At 41.7% G+C, this 16,320-nt stretch carries 16 protein-coding genes; 9 read left to right on the top strand and 7 right to left on the bottom strand.

Annotation, left to right across the window (positions count from 1 at the left end):
* Positions 1–10: 10 nt before the first annotated feature.
* The 5 genes from AB5I83_RS08925 (at position 11) to AB5I83_RS08945 (ending at position 5,314) form a co-directional block, all read left to right on the top strand.
* On the top strand, positions 11–1,576 hold the full coding sequence (locus AB5I83_RS08925; RefSeq protein ID WP_448974626.1) for a coiled-coil domain-containing protein: 1,566 nt from the start codon (positions 11–13) through the stop codon (positions 1,574–1,576).
* A gap of 12 nt (positions 1,577–1,588) precedes the next feature.
* Positions 1,589–2,875, top strand: a complete 1,287-nt coding sequence (locus AB5I83_RS08930; protein ID WP_448974627.1) for a hypothetical protein — start codon at positions 1,589–1,591, stop codon at positions 2,873–2,875.
* An 81-nt stretch (positions 2,876–2,956) separates the two neighbouring features.
* Positions 2,957–3,751: a hypothetical protein gene (locus tag AB5I83_RS08935; RefSeq protein ID WP_448974629.1), complete on the top strand. Its 795-nt coding sequence runs from the start codon at positions 2,957–2,959 to the stop codon at positions 3,749–3,751.
* 214 nt (positions 3,752–3,965) lie between these two features.
* The gene (locus AB5I83_RS08940) at positions 3,966–4,412 is read left to right on the top strand and encodes a VanZ family protein (protein ID WP_448974631.1); all 447 of its coding nucleotides are present in this window, start codon (positions 3,966–3,968) and stop codon (positions 4,410–4,412) included.
* A gap of 200 nt (positions 4,413–4,612) precedes the next feature.
* Positions 4,613–5,314, top strand: coding sequence for an N-acetylmuramoyl-L-alanine amidase (locus tag AB5I83_RS08945; RefSeq protein WP_448974632.1), 702 nt, complete (start codon positions 4,613–4,615; stop codon positions 5,312–5,314).
* A gap of 73 nt (positions 5,315–5,387) precedes the next feature.
* Here the strand turns inward: AB5I83_RS08945 and AB5I83_RS08950 are convergent, their stop codons facing one another.
* The gene (locus AB5I83_RS08950) at positions 5,388–6,440 is read right to left on the bottom strand and encodes a hypothetical protein (RefSeq protein WP_448974634.1); all 1,053 of its coding nucleotides are present in this window, start codon (positions 6,438–6,440) and stop codon (positions 5,388–5,390) included.
* A 403-nt stretch (positions 6,441–6,843) separates the two neighbouring features.
* Positions 6,844–7,512, bottom strand: a complete 669-nt coding sequence (locus AB5I83_RS08955) for a hypothetical protein (protein ID WP_448974636.1) — start codon at positions 7,510–7,512, stop codon at positions 6,844–6,846.
* Between the two features lie 243 nt (positions 7,513–7,755).
* On the opposite strand from AB5I83_RS08955, the gene AB5I83_RS08960 reads away from it, so the two are divergent.
* Positions 7,756–8,238 carry a hypothetical protein gene (locus AB5I83_RS08960; protein WP_448974638.1) on the top strand — a complete coding sequence of 161 codons (483 nt, stop codon included), beginning with the start codon at positions 7,756–7,758 and terminating at the stop codon, positions 8,236–8,238.
* Between the two features lie 47 nt (positions 8,239–8,285).
* Here the strand turns inward: AB5I83_RS08960 and AB5I83_RS08965 are convergent, their stop codons facing one another.
* Genes AB5I83_RS08965 through AB5I83_RS08980 form a run of 4 tightly spaced genes read right to left on the bottom strand, consistent with a single transcriptional unit; the run spans position 8,286 to position 12,929 of the window.
* Positions 8,286–9,812 (bottom strand): CehA/McbA family metallohydrolase, encoded by a 1,527-nt coding sequence (locus AB5I83_RS08965; protein ID WP_448974640.1) that lies wholly within the window; start codon positions 9,810–9,812, stop codon positions 8,286–8,288.
* The gene (locus tag AB5I83_RS08970; RefSeq protein ID WP_448974642.1) at positions 9,809–11,104 is read right to left on the bottom strand and encodes an ABC transporter substrate-binding protein; all 1,296 of its coding nucleotides are present in this window, start codon (positions 11,102–11,104) and stop codon (positions 9,809–9,811) included. Before AB5I83_RS08970 ends, AB5I83_RS08965 begins: the two co-directional genes overlap by 4 nt.
* Positions 11,105–11,116: 12 nt before the next feature.
* Complete coding sequence (locus AB5I83_RS08975) at positions 11,117–11,950, bottom strand: carbohydrate ABC transporter permease (RefSeq protein ID WP_448974644.1); 834 nt, start codon at positions 11,948–11,950, stop codon at positions 11,117–11,119.
* A gap of 22 nt (positions 11,951–11,972) precedes the next feature.
* Positions 11,973–12,929 carry a carbohydrate ABC transporter permease gene (locus AB5I83_RS08980; protein ID WP_448974646.1) on the bottom strand — a complete coding sequence of 319 codons (957 nt, stop codon included), beginning with the start codon at positions 12,927–12,929 and terminating at the stop codon, positions 11,973–11,975.
* Positions 12,930–13,458: 529 nt separating this feature from the next.
* Between AB5I83_RS08980 and AB5I83_RS08985 the strand changes: the two genes are divergently transcribed.
* Positions 13,459–14,019 carry a transposase gene (locus AB5I83_RS08985; protein WP_448974648.1) on the top strand — a complete coding sequence of 187 codons (561 nt, stop codon included), beginning with the start codon at positions 13,459–13,461 and terminating at the stop codon, positions 14,017–14,019.
* 199 nt (positions 14,020–14,218) lie between these two features.
* Positions 14,219–14,488, top strand: a complete 270-nt coding sequence (locus AB5I83_RS08990; RefSeq protein ID WP_448974650.1) for an IDEAL domain-containing protein — start codon at positions 14,219–14,221, stop codon at positions 14,486–14,488.
* A 76-nt stretch (positions 14,489–14,564) separates the two neighbouring features.
* Here AB5I83_RS08990 and AB5I83_RS08995 read toward each other — a convergent pair whose 3' ends face one another.
* Positions 14,565–15,053 (bottom strand): sigma-70 family RNA polymerase sigma factor, encoded by a 489-nt coding sequence (locus tag AB5I83_RS08995; protein WP_448974651.1) that lies wholly within the window; start codon positions 15,051–15,053, stop codon positions 14,565–14,567.
* Between the two features lie 657 nt (positions 15,054–15,710).
* On the opposite strand from AB5I83_RS08995, the gene AB5I83_RS09000 reads away from it, so the two are divergent.
* The gene (locus tag AB5I83_RS09000; protein WP_448974653.1) at positions 15,711–16,259 is read left to right on the top strand and encodes a competence protein ComK; all 549 of its coding nucleotides are present in this window, start codon (positions 15,711–15,713) and stop codon (positions 16,257–16,259) included.
* Positions 16,260–16,320 lie beyond the last annotated feature (61 nt).

The raw sequence follows: 16,320 nt of genomic DNA on the forward strand, positions 1-16,320 counted from the left end.
AGGAAACTCTGTGGATGGAGTTATTTTGGCTAATAGTCTTGTTTCTTTGAGGGGTACTGATCTGAGGGTGGTTTATGCTTTATTGTGCAGGACGAATATTGTTGATCTTTTGTCGTCTAAGGCGAGGGATGTTTTTTCCAAGGACAATGGGGATCATTTCACGAAGCATCTCGAAGCGGAAATTAAGAAGCTGGAAAACATCGATGACCGGGTGATCCAGGTTGACTTGTTCCTGGAGATTACAAGTTTGCTGAAGTTAAGGGGTATGAAATATACGCTGGAACAGGAAATTATAGATCAGTGCACGAATGTCGTTCGGGATGTTTATCAGCATTATAAAAAACAGGATAAACAGTTTCGCGCATTTTCGGAGAAACAAACGAACTCCACTATGCTTCAGCAGATGATCCAGTTTCAGATGAGCAAAGTGTTTAGTGAGCTTGATGAAAGTTTCAATGATTTTTCCATTGAAGATCAAACAAAGTTCGCCGAGCAGGTGAATGACTATATTCATAGTTTGCCTGAAGAAAAGCAGCAGAAGATTAAAGAGAAGCTTGGAATTAATGATTTGTCAGATGAAATGGTCCGGAAAACGATTGCGGCCAGCGGGACCAGCGTAGTATTTGCAATCATTGTCGAGGTAAGCGGGTTTGCATTTTATACTACAGCGACATCATTAGTGGCAGGCTTTGCGGGGTTGTTCGGGCTTACTTTGCCGTTTGGCTTTTATACAGGGCTCACTTCTACGGTTGCGGTACTGGCTAACCCACTTTTTATTATTCCCATGCTATTAGGAGGAGGCTACCTACTGTACAATCATCAAAATAAATCCCTGAAAAGCAAACTTTTGCCGATCATTATCATGCAAATCGCCCTGCCGTATATGAGCAGGGGAGGGGAAAGTGTTTCTTTTCATTCATTTATACAGGAGTGGGAAGGCCGATATGAGAATGATGTGGAGTTGCGTGAGGAGTTAGGAAAGATTGCCAGCGAACAGGAATTTGTGAGAAAGCAAATTTCCGATTGTGAGAAACGGATTAAGGACTTGAATGCCAGGGTTTTGTCTGAGGAGGGTGTGCTGGAGAGCGAGAAGCAGAAAATCAAGTCCGCCCTTAAATTTGCTGATTTGAGCCAGTTAGAGGTGAGTGAGTCATTTTCGAAGCGGAGACAGATATACCTGAAAACGATAGAGGACATATCCTCTACCGTGCGCAGCAAAAAAATAAGTAATTCTTCAACTGGATTTTTCGAGAGGATCGGGAATAACTTGACCAATTTTTCATCTTCACTGGATATCAAGGGAAAGGAGAAGATTGCTGACTCTTATTTGGATTTGATGGTTGACGATATCCTTCATTCACAGAGTTCTTTTAAAGAGAGCGAAAGAAATGTAGTGCTTTCAAGCCGAAGGATCATCCAGGAACGGCACAGGGAAAAGGCTAATGAAGAAAAACGAATGGCAGAATCACAAGAGTATTTAAGTCGATTAAACAGTGAGAATTCTCGTTTTACAAAAAAAATCAAGGAACTTGAAAAAGAGAACTATGGCTTGGCTGATTTGTTCACTAAAATTTAGGAGAGTTTGAAAATGGCAATTTCAAATAAAGCTTTCTGGAGTTATTGGAATAACGGCCAGTATGAGGAAGCAATGAAATGTTCGATTGAAGAAGAAAAACCATCAGGGAACAGGCTGCAGACGATGCTCTTCGGACCGCCTGAACAATTGAAGCAGACGGGGGCAGTTACTGCGATCAGTGCTGGTGAATTCATCTATGATTATGTCATGATCAATCCTGCGGTTGTCCAGGGTCTTGATTTTGCCCGGACAGAGGACCTTTCTAGCCTATTTACCTTAAGTCAATTTGCTGGCACGATTAATACTGGTACTTTAACTGGGGATATGGCCCAGCTGCAGGGTTATGTCGCGGAACAAATGATTGCAGCGGAGCTCCAGGCAAAAGGCCATGATGTCGAATTTCCTGAAACCTCAAATAATCCTGGGTGGGACATCCTGGTTGATGGACAGCCATTTCAGGTCAAAAATTTGGCCGACCCTGCTGGAGTAAGGGAGCATCTCGAAAAATATTCGGACATCCCGGTTTATGTGAATGAAGAGCTTGCCCCTTATTTTGAAGGGAACCCTTTAGTGTATGTGTCGAGCATATCGAGGGAGGAAGTGCTGGAGGCCACATCGGCAACGATTAGTCATGCGGACGATCTGCTGGATTTTGAAATTCCCTGGATTGCAGCTGGGGTTAGTTCGATTTACAACATTAAGCGGGTTTGGAGTGATGATGTTTCAATCAACCAGGCAGTTTTTAACGTGGTAAGCGACACGACCTCCAGGGTGGTACTTGGAGCGCTTGGTCAGAAGGCGACGGTTGTTGTTGGTACGATGCTTTTTGGTCCGGCTGGGGGAGTCGTCGGTGCAATGGTAGGAGCATATGCGGGTGTGAGCCAGGCAGGCAGGTTATCAGCAGGTATAAAGCGGGCTTTTTCAAAAAAACAAGAAGCTGAGTTGAATGACGCAATGGTTGGGTTGATCAGCAGAGTCATTGAGCAGATTGATGAGAAGCTGATGATTAAAGAAAAGAAATTGGGAGACTTAATTAGGAATTTGCTAGGATCAGAGGCCAATAAGGTTCTGACTAATGAGTCTCAGAACCGCTCTAAAGAAGAAAAGAAATACCTAATTAATAGAAAAGAAGAATTACGGGTAATATCTCATTCTATTATCAAAGGGTCCGTGTTTGTGATTGAGGTATTGCCCAAAACGATGGCAATCATCGCAAAGACGGGTGTGCATCCTGTACATTACCAGGCGGAGATGAAGCTTGTGCAGCAGAAATCACGGGAGTTTGCCAGGAAGTTATAAAGCTGTCTGTACTAAAATGCTATTGGGACAACTAGAAAAGGACTGAGCTAAATGGTTAATATGGGAAGATTCAGGAGTTTAATGAGGAAGCCGAAAATTAAGCGAGCTTTTCATCAATTATATTGTCACCAGAACTATTTGAAGCAAGACATTCTTCATAAGGTCCATGGAGAACGGAATAAGGTTCCATCCTTCCCGAGTAGATATTCTTCAATCATCTTAACAGGACATGCTTTTAAAAGATGGAATGAGAGAGTAGGGCCGAAAGTTGGTTTTGCAGAATTGGAGCGAATGTTAAATCATCTGCTTTTCATCCCGGAGAGGATTACGAGGAACTCTCCTAAACGAGGGATGATTGATTCCGATATTCTATTTGTTTACGAGCTTGTAGGAAACGAGATTCATATTGTCACATTTTTGGGAAGAGCGAGTGAGCAGCCTGTATTGCGGAACCTGCGTTCATTCCGCGAGTTGAAGTTCGAATATAATGAACGATTGAAGCTTGAATTACCTGAGGCAGCGTTAATAAGACAAAAGTTTCCATGCATTCCCGTTGAGTATATTCATTTTGAGGGAAGGACCACATCCTATTTCCTTGAAAGATATAAAGTGCAGATTGGAAATGAATCAAGCTCTCTCATTTATGTAAAAGAAGTGAAGAACTCGAGATTGATAGACATCATCGAAATTGATCCTGATAATCCTTATTCTAAGCTTCTGAACCGAAGTATTATGCATGTGCTTTATATAATGGGCTATGCTTCATTTGTTCAGCTTCACCTTGAATACCATAAACCTGAAGAAGTAAAGAGCGCGGCAGAGAAATATGAAGAAAGGATGAGGGAAAGAGCTTTGAGGTTTTTGCAGGAAGTTTGAATAAATTGGAACGCCCAGCTGCCAGATAGTAGGTGCTGGGCTTTATTTTAAGAGAGAAATCCGACAGGTGCCTGTCACCACCCGAATTTCTTTCTTCGACAGGTGCCTGTCACCACCCGAATTTTGTCGATACATCCTTAGTGAAGCTGTAGTCTTTCTTGATTATTCTCTCCCGGCAATGGATAGGCTGATGGGTGAGAGGGTGATGTGGCTGATGTTTAATTATAAGCTGGTTTTCGGGGTGGACAAACTGATGCATTTTGCTGGTTTTGCGGGAGTTTCAGCTTGTATCGGTTTATTAATTTTATTAGTGACGGATCAACAACGAGCCAGGCAGCATTTAAGTGTGGTGTGGATTACCCTGGTGACAATTGGAATCATCGAAGAGTATCGGCAGTATTTTGATCCTGGCAGAAGTACTGAGTTCCTTGATGCCATTGCCAATATAATTGGTGTGACAACAGGGATTGCCATACTATTATTGTTATCATACTTAATTAAACGCAGGAAAAAGGTTCTATCGATGGTATTCAGTATTTATACTCTTGTCCTGATTCCATTGCTATTTGGTTTGCTATACCTGAATGAACGCCCTTTTTTGATAACTGAAGAACCCATTCTGGAAAGAATCCGAAACCTTGGAGCCCTTATCGGATTTTAGCTGCGAGAAGCATTGGAACGCTGGTGGACCCTATGCTTCTTTTCATTTGAGCAGAACACAATAAAATAGGTTTACTACATCAACTTAAATTGGGGAATCCCTCCTTGATTTTCTTGCCAAGGAGGGTTTTCCAAAGAGAAACAGAATTATTAATATATTCATATTTTATTAGAGAGATCATTACAATCGGGGGATATTGGATGAAAAGAAGGTTGATGCTGGTGCTGTGGGTTCTGCCTTTAGTTCTGCTGATGACTGGGGGATGCTCTGCTGAAATTGAGGAACAGGTTGTCGCGAGTGCTGAGGAAAAGAAACCTAAGCAAGTCCATAATGATGTGCGGATTCCGGTGATTAAGGATTTTATGCCACGGCTCAATTTCGTGCCAAGCAGTGATGTGAAGACTCATGTTGTGCTTCACTTTTCAAGCAATGCGGTCGCGAACCCGGAGAATCCGTACGTGTATGAAGAAATAAGGCAAACTTTCATAGATTACGAGGTTTCTCCGCATTACATGATAGATCGAAACGGGAATATATACTATTTGCTGCCAGAATCAAGGGCAGCGCGCCATGCAGGAAAAGGGGACTTGCTCGCATTTCCTGATTATAAAGACCATTTGAACAGATACTCAATTGGTATTGAACTGATGGCAATCGGTACCCAAGAAGAGATGGCACCAATGATGTCTGCTGAGCACTATAAGAGCATTCCTCAGGAATATATTGGCTATACAGAAGCGCAATATGATGCACTTAACCGATTGCTCAATGACATCACAGCCAGGAACAAAAACATTAATAAGGACAGGAAACACATCATAGGCCACAACGAATATTCACCAGAACGAAAAACAGACCCAGGAAGTTTATTTGACTGGTCGAAGATTGTATCTGTCAATTAATTGGTGCCTGTCACCACCCGAATTTTGTCGAAAAAAACACCAACTGAATCTGATTCAGTCGGTGTCGTATTTTTTAATAGTTTTCAATATCCCAGTAGAATTCAAGGGTGATTCCGTCGTTGTATACGGAAACCAATTCGTTATGTGCTTGGCCGTGGTCAGATGCTTCGATGAGTAATGCTTCCATTTCTTCTTCATTTACTGGTATGCCAAGGGCATAGGCAAGGTCAATGAGGAATTCCGGGAAAAATACATCACCCATTACCACTCCAGCTTCTGCGTATGCAAGAGGCTCGGTATTCCTGAAGAAGTACGCAATATCGTTTGTGTCTTCGTATTCTACTTTAAAATCCTTTTTAATACTATCATTGTAATACTTGATGATTTGTCCGATTGTACTTTTTAAGTTCGTATTGAAAAAGCCTGTTTCTTCAATTGCTGCTCCGTCTGCTCCAAGAGTGATTCCGTCGATTGTTGTGCTGGCTGCCATTACTCCATTGTCATATAAGTAATACAGCTTGCCATTATCATCAATCCAACCTGTCCACATGAAACCATCAACTTCGTCAAGATAGTACCATTTTCCGCCAGATGAAACCCAGCCTGTCTTCATCGTTCCATTCGTGTCAAAGAAATACCATTTGCCGGAAACTTTGGCCCAGGATGTCTGCATGGCGCCGTTTGGCTTTAAATAGTACCACTTACTGCCTGACTGGAGCCATCCAGTTCTCATTGCCCCTGAAGACTCAAGATAGTACCATGTGTTTGAAACCTTTTTCCAGCCGGTTGCCATCGCGCCGTCTGTGTTCAGGTAATACCATTTGCTGCCTGACTGAAGCCATCCAGTTTTCATTGCACCGTTAGAGTCAAGAAAATACCATTTCGAGCCATCCTTCACCCAGCCGGTTTTCATGACACCATAAGAGTTAAAGTAGTACCATTTACCTCCGATAGACTTCCAACCAGTTACCTTGACGCCACTTGAAGTGTAGTAGTACCAGTTCCCATTTACCTGCTTCCAGCCATATGAAGCCGCATGAGTTGTAGTTGACAATTCAGCCAGTGGAAGTTGTGTGAATAGACCCATGCCTAAAACCAACGACATTGAAATTAGAAACTTCTTCAACAATATATCCCCCTAATAAGTTGGTTGAATTGGAAAATAAATTCCTAGAAAAATATAACACTATTTTTATTGTTAATAAATGATTCTTTAGTCATATAATGGCAGTCATCAAAGGCAGAATTGGGTGCCTGTCGACAGGTGCCTGTCACCACCCGAATTTTGTCGAACAATATAAATGCCGGCCAGGTTGTTAGCTGGTCGGCATGGGTTAGTCATCCGTTTGTTTTATAGGCTCTCCGTTCAGCGTATTCAGAACAATGGAGACATATCTTTATTGTGTTTCCATGATCATTCTTGTATTTTCGGAGAGTGCTAGTTTTTCTCTTGCATATTTCACATTTCTTTGTAAAGAGGGAAAAAAAAGACACGATGTCAGCTCCTTATTGTAAACATTACTAGTAGCTTACTGTTTGTATTTTGAGTTTTCAGGATAGTAGGTTTTTATGTGGTACATTAGGGTTCCATCGGGCTGGAGTGTATAGTCAATATCCTCTGCCTTGAAGATTCTAATTAGTCTGTCTTGCTCCAATTGCCTGCTAACGTTCAGATCATTAATATGCTGATCAAGCTCTCCGTTGTAACCACTATTTGTCTTAGCTAGTATTTCTAGATATGTGATAATAAAAAGTTTTTTCTCCATGGTCTCTAGAAATGCCTGCTGATGTGTGTTAAATGCTGATGGTGCTTTCATTTTTTCAGACTCAATCAGAAGCATATGCATTGCGGCCTTGTCGTTTTGTAAAGAACCCAAGTCCCAGGGTGTATTATGTGTAGCCTGAGTTATGTAGCCTTGTAAAATAAAATCACTTTTTTCAGTATAGTCTTTATGTGTTTGCAGGTAATTGAACATTCTATCATGTTTGTTAACGATGTAGTCGTTATACAGCTTATATGGAACTGTGGAGAACATCAATAAAAAAAGGAGGGTTCCCATCACACTATAAGTCCACCACGGTCTCTTATTCCTCTTTTTCTTTCCTGAATGATAAATACTGTCTGCACTAAAATCAGAACCAGTTCGATTCAACTCTTGCATTTCCTTTCTAAAATTCTTCTGCACAGGAGTGACCATGACAAACCTCCTATAATTATGGATATATTTTCTATTTGCTTCTTCCATATTAATCCATTTTACTTTGGAGTTCAATAAAAACCTGTCGGGTGGTGACAGGCACCGCCCGAAATTTGTCGAATAATATCTCTTAATATTTTCCAAGATTAGTCCGATATAATTTATAATTTATGGGTATTAAGTACTATCTTGGAAGTAATGTTTAATGGTGTCTAACTTGTTTTTAGGGGGATAATAAATAGTATGATTCCAGCAACGATGAGTGAGTTAGAGCGAGTGAAGGAAGAGTGTAAGTCGATGGTGAATAAACGGGCGACTGCTTCTGCGGCTGCTGCGGTTGTACCGGTGCCAGGTCTGGATGTTGGTGCAGATGTGACCATCATGATGGAGCTTCTCCCTGCGATTAACAGAAAGTTTGGATTATCTCCTGAGCAGATTGATCAATTGGATGCTGCTAGCAAGGCGCAAATACTTGTTATTATTTCCTCTTTAGGCAGTAAGTTAGTAGGAAAACTCATAACGAAAGAAGTAGTTGCCATTTTGTTAAAAAAGATTAGCACAAGGGTAGCAGTAAAGTCAGTTACAAAGTTCATCCCTTTCGTGGGACAAGCTGTATCGGCGGAAATTAGCTTTGGAGCTATGAAGTATCTTGGTAACTCCCACATTGATGAATGCTACGAAGTTTGCAAAAGCGTCATACAGAAACAGCAATCTGAATCCGCATAAACTATATATTGAAAAGAAAAGGCTCCTTCAATCGAAGGAGTCTTTTCTTATGTGGAAATTCGGGTGGTGACAGGCACCGCCCGAAATTTGTCGATTAGTTCGCCCCAGGTTTGGAGGGTTGTTTTCTTTTCTCCGCAGTAAACTGGGTTTGTGATGGCGAGTAGTTGTCCGTTATTTCCACGGATTTCGAGCCGGAGCCAGTTTGGTTCTGATTTTTTCCACTGGAATGTTTCTGTGGTTGTGCCGCGGCTCGGATTTAATAAGACTTTTTTGTATTCGTTGCCGTTGAGGATCCAGTGTAGGGAAGCTCCTGTCTTGATGTTTTCGTAGTTTACTTGATAATCAAATTCTACGGTATCTCCGCTGACATTTGCTCCGATCTCGCTGCCCGGCTTGTATGATGAGCTGTCCATGTAAACCTGACAATCCAGCACTGGTCCCCTTGTAACATAGACATTGCCATTCTTCACCCCAGCTAAAATGTTCTGAGCGGACAGCCCGTCTGCAAATACATATGTCGCAGGATCGCCTATCACAGAAGGAGGACCATTCTTTTCATAGCTTTCATCCGGTCTCAAGTGCGAATCAGAGCCCCCGATTCCATAAATCCGATGGCCGTCATTCCAAAGGATATCCCAAAGCTTTAATGCTTCTTCCGTTGCAACAGGGTTATCCTTATAAGTCGGGTCATTCCAGATTTCAATTACATCAACGAGGGAGAGGGGAGTGGTTCTGAACTGCCATTCCCACGGCTGGAGCATCGGGTGGTTAATACTGACAAGTGCTCCGGCGGACCTTACCTCGCCAATGACCCGGTTCATGCCTTCCTCAGTTTCCATGCCGCCATCCGTGCACGTTGGCCGCCAGTCAACCCATTGCTTTAGGCCGAGCGCATTGAAATGGCCTTTGGAAGAGGTGATTTCAATTCCGGGAATGGTGAGCATGTCATCGTTTATCCATTTTGTCGGGATGATGTTATGGTCGGTTACCGCGAAGTAATCAAGCCCCATCTTTTTTGCCTGATCCATGCCTTCCCTCGGACTCATTTTTCCGTCTGATTCATTTGTATGGGTGTGGAAATCGCCTTTGTACCACCGTCTGGAAGTTTTGAGGACCTTTGCATCGTTGAAGGTGTTCAACTCTAGCGCAATAGAGCTCTTAGCAGCCAAAGTTTTTACGTTACCAGTCCATGATTCAAACTTTTCCACATCACCATCACCCACCGCAGCATCCAGCCCGCACTCAAAAGTAAATTTGTATTCTGGATTTGCTTTGTATGTAGCTGCCAATATCTCCAGCTTCCATTCTCCTTGTAAAATCAGCCCGGGTACTGACGAATAGCTCGTCTCATCATGGTTCACGGATAGGATGATTTCCTTCGGTTCATTGATATAAAGGGATTGAATCCTAAGCTTTTCAGCTGGGTCCCAAACGAAAATGGAATACCAGCCTTTTTTTGAAAAAGAAACTTTTAGCTTCAGCCATTTGTAATCAGCGTCTAAATAGAAAGAGGTAGCAGAAAACGGCTCATCTACTACGCCGCTTCCCACTCCTATCAAGGAAGTTTTCATCATTTACCTCCTGTAACCTTATCCAGTTCTCGCTGTGCTTCTTTTTTCGCATCTTTCAATGCTTCCTCTGCAGATTTTCCTTCAATTTCAACTTTATCCGCTGCTTTTTCCAGAGCATCGTAGATTTTTCCGCCCGTAGGATCTACGAAAGGAGGGGTGGCAATTTCAGCTTGCTGAAGCGGCACGCTGATTTGTGGATTTGTTTCAGCAAATTCCTTGTATGCTGCCACTTCCTTAGCTGATTTTCGAACCGGGATGTAGCCTGTGTTAATAGACCATTCTGCCGTTTTTTCAGCGCTCGAGAAGAACTTCAGCCATTTGAAGGCTGCTTCCTGCTCAGCTTCTGTGGCCATAGCAGGGATTGATGCAACCATCGCTCCTGCATGCGGGGCTGCATCGTGGCTTTCCCAGCCTGGCTGTGGATGTGCAGCAACAAGACTGAAGTCAAGGTCACCCTGGTCACCGCTTGATCCCGTGTAGCCTGCGGCATTGCCTTGCATAACGTCATCAATTGTTTTGTACCAGTATTCCCAACCCTGGCCGCCATGGTGGATTGCCATCGTCTTGTCTTCATGGATTGCTTTTCGGAAAAATTCCCATGTTTCAATCCATTCAGGGGAATCGATCATTACTTCTTTTCCGTCTTCGCTTAGATATTTAGCGCCTTTGCTTAACGCAGCATCAATCAGGTTATCTGGGCCATACATCGGTTCCCAGCCGTAAATATTTTCTTTTTCCTTGATGGTCTTCGCAATCTCGGCAACAGATTCCCAAGTTTTTAAAGAGTCAGGAGAAATGCCATGTTTTTCAAATATGTCTTTGCGATAATACATCACTTGAGTTGTACCATACATAGGGATTGCATATTGCTTACCGTCAATAGTTCCCTGTCCGAAGAATGCGTCAACAAAATCATCTTTGTTAAAATCAGAATCCTTATCAATGAAGGAATCCATCGGTGCCAATACCCCTTTTTGGGCAAAAGCATGCATAGGATCATTTTGTAAAAGCACAGCACCTGGCACTTTTTTTGCAGCTACTGCAGCCTGGAATTTTTGGACTGTTTCATCATACTCGCCCTGAGCAACTCCAATGACTTTGATTTCATCCTGGCTTTCGTTGAACTCTTTAATTGCTTTTTCAACACCCTCGCCAAGTTTACCACCGAGTCCGTACCAAAATTCGATTTCAACTTTACCGTCAGCTGATGTTGACTTCGTATCGCTGGAACAACCTGCAAGCAGCGATACGGTCATTGCAAAAATCGTTAAGATGATCAATAAATTTTTCTTCATTTATATTCTCCTTTATCCTTTTAATCCTTGGTCGCTAATACCTGATATGAACCATTTTTGTGCGAAGGCGAATAAAATCAACAGCGGGATGACCGCAAATGAGCTTGCTGCCATGATGAGTGGCCATTGTATTCCATAAGCGCCTTCCTGTATGAAAAATTGCCTTAGTCCAGTCGTGACAAGTTGCTTTTCTTCGCTGTTTAAAATTAGGGTAGGCCATAGGTAGCTATTGTAGTTTTGTACAAAACTAATCAAGGTGAATGTTAAAAAAGTCGGCTTCGAAAGCGGATAAACCACTTTCCATAAAATTCGCCAATGATTTGCGCCATCCATTGTTGCCGCCTCGACAAGTTCTCTTGGAATCTGCATGAAAGCCTGCCTGAACAGGAAGATTCCGAGCACGCTGGCTGCATTTGATAAAATCAAACCTGTATGTTTATCAAGCAAGTTGAAATTCGCCAGGATGACGTAGCTCGGGACATATGTTGCTGCGGCAGGGAGCATATATGTCAGCAGAACGATTCCAAATAGCAGGTTTTTACCACGGAATTTGAACTGTGTGAACGCATAGGCAATAAGTGCGGAGTTCACAACCTGAATGGCAACGATAGCAACAGCGGTGAATGTGCTATTGAATATGTATTGTCCAAACGGTGCCAGCTGCCAGGCCTCAGTAAAATGGTGCCACATTGGAGAGTCCGGCCACATCGTCGGTGGGAACTGGAATATTTCATCCTTTGTTTTCAATGCACTGACAACCATCCAGAGGAATGGAAAGACCATTACAAAGCTGAATAGCAACAAGAATAGATGTTTGATAGTTTTTTTAAAAAAAAGCTTCGCCATCCCTTGTGATCAATTCCTTTCCTCATTGATAGTGAACCCATTTGCGCGACAGAATGAACTGGAGCAGAGATAATGATGCAGTCAAAATGACCAGAACGGTAGCGACTGCAGTAGCCTGTCCCATGTTGAACTGTTCGAAGGCTGACTGATAGTACATATATAGAATAGTTCTTGTGCTTCCCGCTGGTCCGCCCTGGGTCAGTACCTGGATTTGGTCATACGCCTGAAGAGCATCAACAGCGGTGATGATGACCAGAAAAAGGGTGGTGGGGGAGATTAACGGCAAAGTGATATACAGGAATCTCTGCATGGAGGATGCACCATCAAGTGACGCAGCTTCATACAGGGATTGTGGAACTTTTTTTAAAGCATTAAGGTAAAAAATCATGCACCAGCCGAGTCCCTTCCAAATGGTGACGATGATGACAGCAGGCATCGCCCAGGTGGTGCTGCTTGTCCACTCCAAAGCTGGCAGGTTGAAGGATGTCAGCAGCCAGTTTGCCAATCCCACCTGAGGCTCGTAGATCCACGACCAGACGATCGACACGGCAACAGCAGGAGTCACCCAAGGCGAGAAAATCAACGTCCGGTAAAAACCCATGCCCTTTTGCTTCCTCACCAGCAAAAGAGCCAGCAGAAGCCCGCCTAACACAGAAGGAACCACCACACCAACACTAAAATACAACGTATTCCAGAGCACCCCATAAAAAAGCGGATCCCCAAACAAATCCAAATAATTCCCCAACCCAACAAAACTATAATCAGAACTCATATAATCCCAATCCGTAAAACTTATGTACAAAGAATAAAACATCGGATAAACCCAGAAAACCCCCAGCGGGATTAGAGCAGGCAAGAGAAAAATCAAGGTGCCTGTCACCGCCCGAAATTTGTCGAATCCTATTTTGAATGAGTTTTCAGTTGTTGAGGTACGATTTTGGGTGCCTGTCACCACCCGAAATTTGTCGAATAATTCCATGTGAGTTTTTCACCGCCTTTGTTGGGAGGGGTTGGATCCACCCTTAATTTATCTATGAGTATTTTCATTCACTAATTGAACGTTCAAAAATTGAACGCAAAACAATGGTACCAACTTTCGCTATTTTTGTAAACTATAAACCTAGAAAATTTAGAAAATATTGTCGGATGCTGAAACTAGAGAAACATGGATCGGAAGAAAAATGAGACCCTCACCACTTTAAGTGAGTCCTTATCTTTAAAGGATTCAGTTTTAAAAGGTTTCAATCCGAGCGGATTAATATTTTGTGGCGGCATTTTGGGTGGTGAAAGGCAGCGCCCGAAATTTGTCGGTTGATTGGGGAGGAGTGAATTAGTATATGGAGAATAATATAGGGGTGGGGGTTATTGTTTTATTTTAGAATTTTTAAGTTTTTCAGATGCTGTATTAATGCAAGATAATTAAAAATTGAGTGGAGTGATTATTTTGTTGGTGGCCTTTTTAATGGGGTTTGATCGTATCATGTGTTCTGCTCGGAGTGGTGACTGATATGGGACGGAAGTTGAAAACATGGTCTCCGGAGTATTTTTATCACGTTGTCAGCCGTGGCAATCGGCGTGAACCTCTATTTCTATCCTCAGATGACTTCGAAGCATTTCTCTACATTCTCCTGCAAACTTACGAAAAATTCCCTTTCGAAATAACTTCCTATTGCTTGATGACAAACCATTACCATATTCAAATTCGGACAGAGGCATTCTCAATTTCGAAGGTGATGTCGATTGTGAATAAGCGGTATGCAAACTACTTTAATAATAAGTACAATCAATCTGGGCATGTTTTTGAAAAGCGCTACTTTGACCAGGTAATTTTAGGTCCAGTTGGCATGTATGAAGTCAGCCGCTATATTCATATGAATCCGGTAAGGGCGCATATTGTAGAGCGGCCAGAGGATTATCCTTGGAGCAGCTACAGGTTTTACTTAAATCCAATGCTTGATGCCCCTGAATTTTTAAAGGTAGAGGTCCTGATAAATTCGGTAATTAATAGCTTCAGAGGAAACAGCAAAAAAGTATGTACCGTTGACTTCCCACCTCTTAGGACCATATAAAAGTTTAGTGAGGGGATTTTTTGAGGTGCCTGTCACCACCCGAAATCTGTCGAATTTTCTAGAGGAGTGAACTGGCTTTTTGCTGGTTTGCTCTTTTTATGTTGTTGGGTAATTTTGTGAAATAGGTGATGAAGTGTTAGTTTTTATGGATTTTGGGTAAATAGTAACTAACAATTAAACCCACAGAAAGTAGGGATTGATGATGAATAACGATAAGAATTCCAACCATTTTAAGCAAGAGCTGGACTTGAATATGTATATGGATGCTATGACGGATACGGATAATACTCAGTTAATTTTAAAGCGGGAAAAAACGCGATATACGGATGGTGCCAATAAGGTTATTCAAAAAGTTCAAAACGAATTCCTTGAGAAAAAGAGGGTGGAAGAAATTGATATGGCCCTTGCCAACAAAGACAAGGAAAGATTCATGAAGTTAACCTCAGCCAATTGGAAGGATTCATTGTAAAGTGGTAAAATGGACGCAATCAAAAACATGAAAGCCTGAAGCCAAAGAAAATGGTTTCAGGCTTTTTGGTTCTTTGCTAGTCTATGATTTCAATGTTGTGCTGAAGTTTTTGCTTTGCTCCTTTTCGCCATTGTTTGACTGCAGAAAGAGAGACGTTTTCCTTTTCTGAGATTTCCCGTATTGATAAAAAATCGATGCAGGTGTAAAGCACCCATTTCGTCTCTTTCTCGGTCAGCCCTTTGCAATAACTGAGAAGGAACTCTTCCTCTAATGGAGTTTCAGAATTGTAGTCCTCCACAGTTTCCCAATATTCGTCCCTGGGGTAGATGCTTCGTTCCTCATATCTGTTGTTCCTATTCATTTCCTGCAAAATCCTGCCCCTAATATATGAATAGGCGTAATTTTTGAATTCCCCTTTTGTTAAGTCATAGGATAAACTGGCTTCCCATAGGCTGATCAAACCAATGTGTACGAAATCTTCTCTCTTTTTATAAATATGAAGGGAGTGAATGATTTTATGGATCATCGGTTCGTATTTTCTTGCTAACTGGTCGAAGCTTTCCATTGCGAATCCTTTCGGGACGCGCGCGTTCAATGAATTCCCGGGTAGCTTAAACATACTGTTAGCAGATACATAGTTCGAATCTTGAAAATTGAATTTTGGAAGCTGAAAATGCCATTTTTATATGGTTTTAGGCTCGAAAATTGAATTTTGAGGCAGTGAATTTGTTATTCATCTGAAAAGATATAAAAGTTGGAATATAATTGTGAAAGTTTTAAGGCGAATGTCGAAAAAAATTTTTAGCAAGTTTTCATGTGGTGTAGGTCATAATAATTAGTTTAATAACATATGAAAAAGATGTTTCTTTTATAAAAACCACCATAATTGGAAAAAGAAGTTATATATTATAGTAGAAAAGTGAATTTAATTCAATATTGTGTTGTTATTAGCGATTGAGCAGAAGTAATATTATCAGAAAATACAGATTTACTTTTATTTATAGACCAGACATAATATACCTTAAGGGGTTATTTGGCATTCAAGGATAATTCCGGATAGGCAAAGGTAAGAGGAGGTGAAAAGGTGAAAGAAAAAAGAAAAAAAGAAAAGCCCCGGGAACTAACAGTCTGCCCGACCATTCCCGAGGACTTGCCGTTGGGTATACCAACTATGTTAGTATACTCTAATTGTTGAATAAATCAATATTGAGAAGGTGCTAATTTGATTAACTTGCAGGAATACTTAGTGAATGAAAATACAGTTCTCATAACGGGTGAATATGATCGCTTCGGCAGACTGTGCACAAGAGTCATCGAAGGGGAAAAAACCTTCCTTGTGAACCTGAGGCCAATGCAGGTGATTAATAATTCTCTTCAGTTGCTCGGATCGAATTTTCAGAGTGTGAGGGAAACCTCGAAACAAATCCTTGGTGATATACATATGTGCCCCATCAAGGTGAATTGTCATCTGGGGATTTGGCTTTTCCCTACAAAGTCGTACAATAATGATTTTTGTGTCTGGTTTTCACTCATGCACGTCAAAAAAACAAAACCGCTTGGAGTCAGAAGGACAGAAGTATATCTAAGCTATAATCATACTTTTATCATAGAAATGAAGGAATCCTCTTTTAATCAAAAACGCCAGAAAGCCGAGGATTTAAGGGAAGCAATGTTAAAAAATAGCCAAAGTCCGTTGACTTTTTATCTTGAACCTAAAAAGGGGCTTTGCATTTTGGAAGATGAAGGCTTGAATCCATACAAAATCAGATAGAATTTAAGCAAAGCCTGTTCCTATGCATGCCATGATGGAACAGGCTTTTTATTTTGGACTA

This window comes from Mesobacillus sp. LC4 (genome assembly GCF_053543455.1).

Coding starts and splice junctions, on each gene's coding strand:
- AB5I83_RS08965 (WP_448974640.1), bottom strand. CDS start 9,812: ATGATGAAAACTTCCTTGATAGGAGTGGGAAGCGGCGTAGTAGATGAG.
- AB5I83_RS08995 (WP_448974651.1), bottom strand. CDS start 15,053: ATGGAAAGCTTCGACCAGTTAGCAAGAAAATACGAACCGATGATCCAT.
- AB5I83_RS08990 (WP_448974650.1), top strand. CDS start 14,219: ATGATGAATAACGATAAGAATTCCAACCATTTTAAGCAAGAGCTGGAC.
- AB5I83_RS08980 (WP_448974646.1), bottom strand. CDS start 12,929: ATGGAATTATTCGACAAATTTCGGGTGGTGACAGGCACCCAAAATCGT.
- AB5I83_RS08945 (WP_448974632.1), top strand. CDS start 4,613: ATGAAAAGAAGGTTGATGCTGGTGCTGTGGGTTCTGCCTTTAGTTCTG.
- AB5I83_RS08955 (WP_448974636.1), bottom strand. CDS start 7,512: ATGGTCACTCCTGTGCAGAAGAATTTTAGAAAGGAAATGCAAGAGTTG.
- AB5I83_RS08985 (WP_448974648.1), top strand. CDS start 13,459: ATGGGACGGAAGTTGAAAACATGGTCTCCGGAGTATTTTTATCACGTT.
- AB5I83_RS08960 (WP_448974638.1), top strand. CDS start 7,756: ATGATTCCAGCAACGATGAGTGAGTTAGAGCGAGTGAAGGAAGAGTGT.
- AB5I83_RS08930 (WP_448974627.1), top strand. CDS start 1,589: ATGGCAATTTCAAATAAAGCTTTCTGGAGTTATTGGAATAACGGCCAG.
- AB5I83_RS08975 (WP_448974644.1), bottom strand. CDS start 11,950: ATGGCGAAGCTTTTTTTTAAAAAAACTATCAAACATCTATTCTTGTTG.
- AB5I83_RS08970 (WP_448974642.1), bottom strand. CDS start 11,104: ATGAAGAAAAATTTATTGATCATCTTAACGATTTTTGCAATGACCGTA.
- AB5I83_RS08940 (WP_448974631.1), top strand. CDS start 3,966: ATGTTTAATTATAAGCTGGTTTTCGGGGTGGACAAACTGATGCATTTT.
- AB5I83_RS08935 (WP_448974629.1), top strand. CDS start 2,957: ATGAGGAAGCCGAAAATTAAGCGAGCTTTTCATCAATTATATTGTCAC.